The organism is Paenibacillus cucumis (ex Kampfer et al. 2016) (assembly GCF_019748695.1).
Lineage (GTDB): Bacteria > Bacillota > Bacilli > Paenibacillales > Paenibacillaceae > Paenibacillus > Paenibacillus polysaccharolyticus.
The window spans coordinates 204,161-215,699 of record NZ_JACLIC010000002.1 but is presented as its reverse complement, the minus strand read 5'-3'; the positions used below and the strand labels follow the sequence as shown (position 1 = coordinate 215,699).

At 47.1% G+C, this 11,539-nt stretch carries 1 protein-coding gene; it reads right to left on the bottom strand.

The window, feature by feature from the left end; all coding sequences use genetic code 11:
* Positions 1 to 7: 7 nt before the first annotated feature.
* A complete protein-coding gene (locus H7T88_RS00890; RefSeq protein WP_221786487.1) occupies positions 8 to 11,539 on the bottom strand; it encodes a non-ribosomal peptide synthetase in 11,532 nt (3,843 codons plus the stop codon).

Sequence of the window (11,539 nt, the reverse complement as noted above, 5' to 3'; positions counted from 1 at the left end):
TGGTTGTCTAGAAATGGAATTTAATTAGACTTTCTCCTTCATCTGAACTCGTTACAATTTCATCCGGGAAAAGATCTTTCAACAACACATTCGGATTCTCACTGATTTGACTGAGAACAATGAACAGACAATTCATCCAATCTTCCAGCTCTTCTACTCTATGTGCGGCACTATTGTAAACAAATCGAATGAGGAAGTTCTCATGCGGCTCAATGATCAGGTTAAAATCATAGCTTGTATACTCATGTAAATCGTAATCTACCATTTCCAGTCCGGAAGGAAGCTGCAGTTCCAGCGGATAATTTTCAAATACAAGGATATGATCCAGAACTGCCCCGCCGCCAGACTTTTGGATCGAAGATAGTGGAATATGGGAATAGGATTCTTTCTCCATCTGTTCCCACTGAAGTTGTGATGCGAGTTCCAAAAAGGTACCCGATGCTGACTTTACCCGAACAGGAATCGTATTAATGAATAGCCCCATCATGTTCTCGATATCTTGCACCTCGACACTCCTGCCCGATACAACTGCGCCAAAGATCATATCTTCAGTTTCGTTGAGATTCTGCAATACCGTCGCCCAAGCAGCCTGAAACAAAATATTTAGCGTCAAACCGTATTCGGCGGATAATTGCTTAAGTGCTTCCTGGAGCGTTTCTGGCAAGTTACGGGTAAGTTCCTCCCGTACATACTCACCACTTGATCCATGTAACCGTGGTAGCACATTTTTACTTCGGTATTCCGTTAAATACGTCGCCCAGTACGATTCAGCCACAGAAGGATCTCGCCCTTCAAGCCACCCGATGTATTCCCCATAGTGCGACACTGAGACAAGTGATTGTATATCAGACAGATCGGCATATAGATCGAAGATGCTACTAAGAAGAAGGCCTACACTCCACCCATCAAGCAAAATATGATGAAAGCTCCAAACCAGACTATACGCGTTATCGTCTGATCGAATAAGTGTTACTCTCAGAGGGACCTCACCAAATAGATTAAAGCGCCGTTCACGATTTTGTTGAAGATATTGTTGAAGCTTCTCGGGCTCACATCCGCCATGTTCCGCCGTCCAATCCATAAACTCAAAGGGAAGATTCCATGACTTTGCCACTGCCTGAAGCGGCCGTTCGAGCCCACGCAAGGCAAAAAATGTACGAAGAATGTCATGTTGATTAACCACCTGCTGAAAGCAGTCTCTAAGCCGTTCTGGGTTAAGGTCACCTTGCAAATGAATGACACATTGCTCTTCGTAAGCCGAGGAATCCGGAAACCGAAGGTAATGGAACAACATACTTTCCTGCATAGGTGACAGCGGATAAGCTTTGAGCATTGGAAAAGGCGCTACCTGCTCAAGGACCTCCCTTTCTGCAGAAGGTACCAGCTGAAATCCATCGTGTTCCTCTTCTGTAACTATCTCTCCCTCACCGGCATACATCATGTCTTGCAAACCATTAAGGAAACCTTGCAACATTCTCTGGATGGTTTCTGCTTGGAACTGATGTTTATTGTAATCAAACTCCACCAGCATCCGCCCGTCCGATAAGAGCACATTGCAAGTGATTGCAAACGGGCGGTCCGCATCTGGACTCTCTGTTCCGTGCATCGGAAGCTGCGAAAGCCGAAACAGATTTTGATAACGACGATCATCCATTTCACCAAGGTAGTTGAAGCAAATCTGTGGCTCAATCTCAAATCCATGGAATGATCTGGTCACTGCTTCAGGCAGCATGTACTTCATTACGTTATATCCAGCACCCCTGTGAGGGATACGTTGCAACTCACGATGAAGCTGTGCAACATAAAGGTGTGGCATTTGGGCTACTGAAGTATCCAGATAAATCGGGTAATGCGATGTAAACCAGCCGACTGTTCGTGAATAATCTACAGCTTCACCGAAACTTTCCCGGCCGTGTCCCTCCATGTTGACCCATAGACCATCTCGAACACCCATTGCCTCCATTGCAGTACCTAAGGCAGCAAGCAACAAAGACGCGGTATCCGCCTCGTATCGCTCGGTCGCCGATTGTACGAGGGTCGTAGTGACTTTTTGTGTAAAATAAAGACTTGCCACTTCACTATCTCGAACCTGACCCTTCGTGTGTATCCCGTCCCCAATGAGCGACGAAACTGGTCGCGCCATTTCATTCTTCCAATATTGCGCTTCATGTTTCCATTCACCAGTAGCAGCATACGTATGCATTCTCTGTGCGTAATCCTTATAAGTATCGGATATAGAAGGCAGAACTGGCTGGATATTCTGTTCGAGAGCAATGTAGATATCATAAAAATCATCCAGTAAAATGCGCCAGGATATGGCGTCGATGACTAAATGGTGAATCGTAAAGATTAGTTCGTCCCGATCTGACCCCTGGATGAGGCCCGCCTGTACTAATGGTCCATGCTCCAGATCTATTGCCCGGTGCATTTCTTCCATCATTCGTTCCTTGACAGCCTTGAATTGCTCGCTATTCGTCTCCTCTATTGACTCGGCTACTTGGAATGCAAAAGCCTGCCGGGCTGAATGTTGACAAGATTGCTGAATGTGGTTGCCATTTCGCTTAAATGTCATTCGCAGTGCATCATGATGAACCGTGAGTAATCTGAGTGATTCTCTGACAAACAGTTCATTAAACCTTGTAACACTAATCAGCGTCACACTGTTATTCCAATAATTCATTTCGGTAAAATTTTGCTTGAAAAACCATTGTTGAATAGGCGACAGAGGTACATCACCCTCTACAGGCCCTGAAATTTTACGGGGGGATGTCTCTTCCAACGCTATAAGCATTGGGGCGATGTTGCTCACCGTTTTCAAACGTAAAATTTCAGCCGATTCAACCCGATATCCACACTTTTTCATACGAGCCGCAATCTGTATCGCCTTGATCGAATCCCCGCCAAGTCGCATAAAGTGATCATCTCTGCTGGCATCAGGCGCTCTGAGTATTTCACGCCATGCCTGCAACAACTCCGCCTCACCAGGGATTTCAACCAGGGATGGATGCTCGAACGGAGTCGGTTCTGCCAACGTAACAGGCAGCTTCTTGATATCCACCTTTCCATTGGCAGAAAGCGGGAGTCGATCCAAACGAATATATTCGGACGGCAACATATATGGAGGCAGATACGTCGAGAGGTACCTTTCCAGCTCCGCAATCTCCAAAATTTCTGTCGAGACATAGAACGCGCACAAACGCTTTCCGCTACTTTCCGTCTCTTTGACAATCACTGCCGCTTCTCGAATAGATGAATATGCGAGAAGCAAATTGCGAATCTCTCCCATTTCAATGCGGTGACCCCGAATTTTAACTTGTTCATCGATTCTGCCTAGATACTCCATTCCACCTGCTGGCAACCAACGCACCAGATCTCCGGTACGGTAAACTTTGCCCGGTTCATGGAATCTGTCCGATACAAACTTCTCCTCGGTCAGCTCAGGCTGGTTAACATATCCTCTGGCTACGGCAACACCGGCAATGCACAGTTCTCCGGGAAGATGTTTCGCCTGCAAATTCCCTTGTTCATCGGAAACATATAACCGCATATTGTCAATCGGCCAGCCAATAGGCACCTCGCTATATGGTTCAGCAGGGTCGTATTGATGGATCATACAGCCAACGACCGTCTCAGTAGGGCCATACTCGTTGTAAATTTCAACATGCGGACCGAACATAGAGATAATATCCGCTGCCGCAGAGCTCTCAAATGCTTCACCACCTACGATAAAACGCTTCAAGCTTGATCCTTTTGTGTTATAAAGAGACAGGAGTTTTAGATGGGAAGGCGTTAATTTAATGAGATCTGCTTCACCATCTTCACAAATCCGTTCAAGCGCAAAGTCCACATCTTCCGAATAAATAATAATTTGGTTCCCTGACAATAGGGGTGTAAACATCGATGTTACCGTCAAGTCAAATGAAATGGATGAATACAACGAAAAACAAATCTTTTCCCCTCGTACATAGGTCTGATCTGCCCAACGAATGTAGTTGGTCAAACCTCGATGTTCTACCATAACGCCCTTGGGCTTGCCCGTAGAACCTGATGTATAGATGATGTAGGCCAGGTCGTCAGGCCCGGCAATCTGTTCGAGGTTCACTGGTGTTAAAGGTACGTTTCCGTGCACTTGCTCCGTCAATATTACTGAACCCGAAAAATTGCACAATTCCTCATAGGCTGCATCAGCAATGACCCACTGTGCCTTACAGTCGTCTAATATATAACGGATACGTTCTTTCGGGTACGATGGATCGATCGGCACATAACAGGCACCTGCTTTCCATATACCGAGAATGGCTGCCAGCAGATCGGGAGATCGCCTCATAACCAGGCCAACGGCCATCTCCCTCAGCACTCCCTGCTCCTTCAACACCTGAGCATATTGATTGGCTCTCATGTTAAGCTCAAGGTAGGTGAATTGCACGCCTGCACAAGATACTGCTATTGCATCTGGTGTACGTTGAACTTGTTCTTCAAATAAAACGAAGATGGGCTGATCCAGGACCTGGTGGTTATCCGTTTCATTAAATTCATATAGCAGCTGCTTGGTTTCCGAAGCATGGAGCATGCTGATTTCCGAGATGGAAACGTCAGGTTGATGGGACACAGCTTCCAAAATGGCAATGAAGTGTCCAGCCATTGCTTCTATAGCTTCAGGGTGAAATACTGCCGTGCAATATTCAAGATCGAGATGCAGTTCATTTTGTTTCTCTACAACTTCCAGTGTCAGGTCAAACTTGGCCATTCTGTTTTTGTACTCGGAAGCCGTGAACTTGACGCCACCACTTATTTGCGGATCGATAGAAAGAGCCTGATGTTGGTAAACATAGACCGCATCAAACAAAGGATTCCGACCCGAATCCCGCTCCTCGTTCCCGAGAGCAATCCATTGTTCCAGCGGATATTCCTGATGCTCCAATGCATGCAACGCATTTACCTGCACTTCATGGACCAGCTTGGAGAACCACTGGTTGCCGGAGAGATCGCTTCGCAACGGAATGGTGTTGACGAACATACCGGGAGTTCGTTCGATATCCGAATACAACCGTCCCGATGCGGTTGTGCCAACCATGATGTGCTCCTGAACAGAATATTTAGACAACATCACCTTATATGCAGCTAGAAAATAGCTGTATAACGTGACTTTCTCAGCCGCGGCATATGCCTTGATACGTGCCAGGATTTCGTCAGGTAGCTTGAACCCGTATCTTTCTCCTTCATAACTGCGTATAGCAGGCCGCTGATGATGAATTCCCCAATCCAGCCGCGGCATTCCGTACTTGAACTGCTGAGCCCAGTATTTCTTGCTTTCCCTCATATCTCCTGCGCCGAAGCGGCCCAACTGCCATTGGGTGAAGTCCTTCATGTGCAACGTGACTGTCGGCAAACTTTGACCGTCATACAACTGGATTAACTCTTCCAGCAGCAGATTCGCTGAAAGTCCATCTGCGATCAGATGGTGCATATCCATTAGCAAATACTGCCGTCCAGATTCCTTGTGCTCAGTCCAGTACTCCATCCGCATCAGCGGTGCTTGTTCGAGGTCAAACGGCCGAATCGTGCGCAGGATCATCTCTTCCGTCGTATCACTGCCCAGCAAATGCATGGGAATTTCCATGAATGACTCACTGACCACACGCTGTACCGGCTCGTCTTCATCCAGATCAAAAATGGTTCGCAAACATTCATGCCTTTTCACCAGCGAGTTGACCGCCACTTTCAAGCGCTGTAGGTCAAGCGAGCCCTCCACAGTGATCAGTCCGGTGACGTTGTAGGCCGTACCTGCTCTACCCAGTTTCTCTACAGCAAAGATCGAACGCTGAGAAGCGGACTGTGGGTAGCAATCGGCTGAACGCGCCTTCGGAATCCGAAGGGATTCAGCCGTGGAAACATCGTCCAACACCTGTGCTAACTCCGCGATCGTTGGATGGCGGAACAACAGACTTAGCGGAACGTTGATCCCTAACTCTTCCTGAAGTCGAACCGTAATGACTGTCGCTGCAAGTGAATTACCACCCACTTCCAGGAAATGATCATGAATGCTGGCTTTTTCCAGCTTCATCATTTCAAGCCATATCCGATGAATCCTGATCTGCATTTCCGTAACCGGAGGGGTATACCCTGCAGCTCTATCGTTTACGTTTTTCCGAGCTTGCTCGGCAGTGAGATCATTTCTGTACGGATTAAGGGAAGCAGCAAGCTTCTCGGATGAAACAAACGATGGTGTCGATAACAAAGTATGTATTTTACTACACCGAGACTTTGGTTCTGCCTCTCCTTCCTTCCATACTTTGGACTCAAGCGTATCCAGTAATAAGGTGTATGTTTCAAGCCAGCCTTCGGCCTCTTCCCGTCCACATACTCCATCCCCCACATCTAATTCCAGCACCAATTCTTGATCCACCTCAAGAACATTCATGCTGATCGGGTATTTGAAGGACGATGGCGGAAACGACTCAAGCTGTACTCTCAGGTCTTCGAAGTGAAATTCAGGCGTTTTGTCAAAATTAAAAATGGTATTGATGACTGGAGGATAAACAGATCCTCCTTCCGTGACTAGCGCTGTAACGATATCTACGTAAGAGCAACGTTGGTGCTCCAGTAGCTCAAGCATTTCGCTCCTTACTTGTGTCGCGTATTCGGATAGTTCTACCTTAGCTGGCAACTGGCTTGAAAAGGGCAGTAAGTTGACACATTGACCCACCAATTGTGGCAGCCCCATCTGGAGCTGACCAGCCACGGGAATACCAACCGTGATCTGATGGTGACCTGAAATTCGAGATAACAGCATGTTGTATGCCGCAAGCATAAGCATAAATAAGGAGACACCCTTTTTTTTGCCAAATGCCCTCAACTCTGCCGTGAATTCAGTATTTAAGTTCCTGTACAGACGCATTCCCGGATAGAGTGAGACAGACTCCGAAGCGAGTCTAGCAGATACAACCAACTCCGGCTTCGGAGCGGAGAGTCGTTTAGTCCAAAACGCCCTAGCATGTTGCTTCTCCTCCAGCGGCAGATTATGTTGCCACTGTGCAAATGCAGAAAACAATACAGGGTCAGGAGAATGCAACCGATTTTGCATCGTGTAGTATCCGGCAATCTCTTTCAAAATCTGAACAATGGACCGGCCATCTGCTACTAAATGATGCACTTGCATGATGAGTCTATACTGATGCTGTCCATGATGTAACAGACAAAAGCGGATCAAAGGACTGTTGGACAGATCAAATCCATGGGTCCATTTTTGTTGAATGGATCTGGGCAAACCCTTTGACTCTTCTATATCTTCCGCTTCTTCAAACATAATTTTCGAAGCTACATTCTCAAACAGCTCCGTGTAATACAACCCTTCATCGTTAGAAAAATGGGTTCGCAACATCCCGTGTCTTTGGACCACATAACGAACGGCTTCCCGTAACCTTTCGCTATCCACTGCTCCTTCCAAACGAAGTACAACAGATTCCACGTAAGCATCGCTCATATGGTCATTGGCCAGAGATGCAAACCAGAGTTGCGTCTGTTCCGATGTAAGCGGATGGGGCTCGGCTTGTCTCCCCACTTCTACGGTCAATGCTTTGCCGGCTTGCTTTCTCCCGCCTCCCGGCGAGGTCGGTGAACTCGGAGGCAGGAATCCGGCACTTCGCAATTCCTCTACGCTTGATTGCACGGCATCTACAATACGATCGATATCCGCTTCCGAATGAGCTGTGGATAAAAAGCAGTTTCGGCCTTCCCAAATATAAATTCCTTTCTCGATTAACAAGTAGTACAGAAGCTCCAGATCAGACTTTTGCACAAAACGGAACAAGGAACCAAAATGCACAATCTCAAGCGGCACCAGTTCTTCTGCAAAATAATGATTCAATCTGTCTGCCAAAGCCGCCGTTTTCCTGTTCAATTGCTCCTGAAGGGCCGGACCTTCCTCCTGCAACCGCTGCAGGACTGCCAGAGCAGCATTCATAGCCAACGGATGCTGGCAGAACGTTCCGGCTACAAATGTTCTCCGTTCTTCATGCGGAGGGAACGAGGAATCCCCAAAAGACCACATCCCTCCGTCTATGCCGTCCAAATATCGTTCTTTTCCAGCGACGATGCCAATCGGCAAACCTCCACCGACCACCTTGCCATAGACCACCATATCGGCTTCAATGCCGAACCATGCCTGCGCACCTCCAGGATGAATCCGGAATCCGGTGATGACTTCATCAAAAATCAAAGCGATGCCCTCTGTGGCGGTCAACGAACGTAGCTTTTTGAGAAAAGCGGTTGGCTGAATGTCTGGCCTACGGCTTTGTACCGGTTCTACAAGTATTGCTGCCAGCTCTCCAGCACGCTGTTCGATGATCCGCAGTGATTCGGGATGATCGTAATTCAGGACAATCAGATCATCCACCATACCTTGCAAAATCCCTGGAGCGATTGGTGTGCTACTGCCTCCAAGTCCTGCACTCATAGCCAAAACACCATCGAAAGTACCGTGATAAGAACCTGAAAAGATCACTATTTTTCTTCGGTTTGTAGCCGCTCGAGCCAAACGCATGGCAACCATGATCGCTTCTGTCCCGGAATTAAAAAACGCAGCACGTTCTACGCCAGTCAATTGATGCAAGGCAGACGCAACCTGACCAGCCGCTGCATTGATCGGGCCAACACACATTCCTTTTTGCATAGCCTCTTGCATTGCTTCGTTAATAAAAGACACCTGATGGCCGAACAGGTTCACACCGAAGCCCATCGTCAAGTCAATATAGCGATTCCCATCGATATCCGTAATGCCAGATCCTTCGGCCTGATCAACAACGATCTGATAGACGATATCCTTCCAGTAGGGGCGATAACCTGCCACATTGCGATTATTGGCCACCAATTTACGGAATGCTTGTGTATGAAGCTGTGATCGAACTGTTTTGGCAGTATATCTGGAAATAAATTCGTCTATAAAATGCTCTTGCACAGGGCTCAATCCTGTCTTCGAATGCGTTTCAAGCTTCTGGAACGGGACGTAGGGCCGATTGGTCTGTACACGTTCTTTTGTAAGATTAGAGGGCACGCTCTGGCTATCCGTCGAATTGTTAAAATAGTCTTTTTCCACCGATTTATTCGCCTGTACCGCTGTCGCCGCCGACAAACGAATTGCAGAAGCTTCCGATCCTGCAGAACCTGCCTGTAGCATGGAAAGTTGGAGAGTCATCAAGTCCAGTTGCTTCTGTACAATGCCCTCCAGACCTGAACCTGCTACGGATAGATTACTCGATTCGCGCTCTTCCTCTGATGACGCTGCATACGGATGTACATATACATTTTGCAAAAGTACGGCATCCTTAGGCACTCCCTTATCCTCTGTTTGCCCGTTTAGAATCGGAGACTCTGGCAATTGCTGAGATTGACTGGCAATATATTTCCCTACTTCAGCGACGGTAGACATCTCTTCAAAAAACAGATGCATCGGAATATCTACGCCAAATTCATTTTTGATTGCATGTTTGACATTGACCAGCAAAATAGAATCCATGCCAAGCTCCATGAAGTTTCGATTTATCCCGATGTCTTCTGGGGAGTACCCTGAAATATTCGATATCATTTCCTGTACCGCGCTTGTGAAAAAATGAATATTTGCGCTCTGGACAACCCGATGTTCCATCGTTGAATTCTCCTTTTTATCCTCCGGTTTGTGGGGTACTCCCCCACTGCTCTCTTCCACCATCACAGGAACAATCCAGTGCCGATGTCGATCGAATGCATATGTCGGAACTGAAACTACACGCTTGTTGCTTCCAGCATGGAGACCTTTCCAATCGACGGGTTGACCACAAACATACTGGGTAGCGATCTGATTCAAGACATGAACATTTACCAGACTTGGCTTCGCAACGTTCAAGTTCAAGTCGGAGGAAGTTGAAGAGCCATCCTGTTCAGGTCCACCGAACCAGATTCCCTCCGCCAATTCACCGTATTGCCCGGCGAAAGTCTCGTACTGCAAAAATGCCAGCTTGTCCCGTAACTCTTGATGGTGATGTACTATTACTGCAAGTTTGTACTCATACACGCCTCTACCAATATTCGAGGTATAACAAATGTTTGTAAAAGATTGTGGGTCAGATGTAAGAAGAAAAAGACGATATTTATCGATCAGAGACCGCAAAGAGGTTAGCGTTCTGGCAGATAAAGTGAACAAGGAAGGTCCGTTCTCTGTATTCGGCGAAAGAACAACCTTTCTTTCGCTTGCCTCTTCCAGTACAACGTGACAATTGGTGCCACTCATACCGAAAGAGCTTACTCCGCATCGGCGTACATCCGAACCTCTCCTCCAATCCGATAAGTGAGCATTGACATATACAGGAGAATTCGCAAATTCGATTTGCGGGTTGGGCTTTTCAAAATAGAGCGAAGGCGGAAGCTGTTCATGATGAAGCGCCAACGCTGATTTAATAAAACTAACAATGCCAGCGGCATGATACAAATGTCCGATATTGGGCTTAAGTGAGCCGATCGCACAGAACTGGACTTTATCGGTATACAGACGGAACGCATTATGGATAGCACGAACCTCAATCGGGTCGCCTATGGGTGTTCCTGTACCGTGCGTTTCGATATAGGACAAGGAAGACGGGTGAATACCTGCACGCTCCCAAGCACGAATAAGAAGCTGTTCTTGAGCCGACCGGTTAGGTGACGTAATGCCTATGGATTTGCCATCTTGATTGGAGACACTTGCTTTAATTACGGCGTATATAAGATCATTGTCCGCAATGGCCCTGGACAAAGGTTTAAGCAGAATAGCGCCCATGCCCTCTCCTCTTACCGTCCCGTCAGCTTCTTCATCGAACGCCCTGACTTTAGACGAAGGGGATTCAATTCCGATCTGGGGCTGTTCGGCTGTAGGATCTAGAATTAATTGAATGCCTCCAGCGATAGCCATGTCACATTCCCTGGAGAGCAGTGCCTGACAAGCTAGATGAACAGCCATTAACGATGAAGAGCAGGCCGTATCAATGACCAAACTTGGACCTTTAAGATCAAGCAAATAACTGATTCTGCTCGCTATAGCGGAGGACATGTTACCTACTGCCGCTGCCGACAACAGATCTGTATTGTAAGAAGAGATCATTTGTTTATACTCGTTTTCATGTCCTGATCCGACATAAACACCAGTCCGACTTCCTTTTATGCGATCCCCGCCATAGCCTGCATCCTCAATCGCACTCCATGCTATTTCAAGAAACAACCTTTGATACGGGTCCATTAACGTTGCCTCTTTAGGCGGGATACGAAAGAAAAAATCATCAAACGTGTCAATCTCGGTCAAATAACCACGTCGTGGTGCCTTTATTCCCCCCTCTGACATTCTGACCTTTGGAGCTTCACGAATCCAATCTTCACCGCGACACAGATTGCTCCAGAATTGATCCAGTGAATCCGCACCAGGGACTTTGAGCGACATGCCGATCACCGCGATATCCTTACCTGACTGCTCCTCAATAACTGCAGCTGGAATATGATCTTCTTTCGTACGGCGAGGCAACAAACTTTTTTTCAT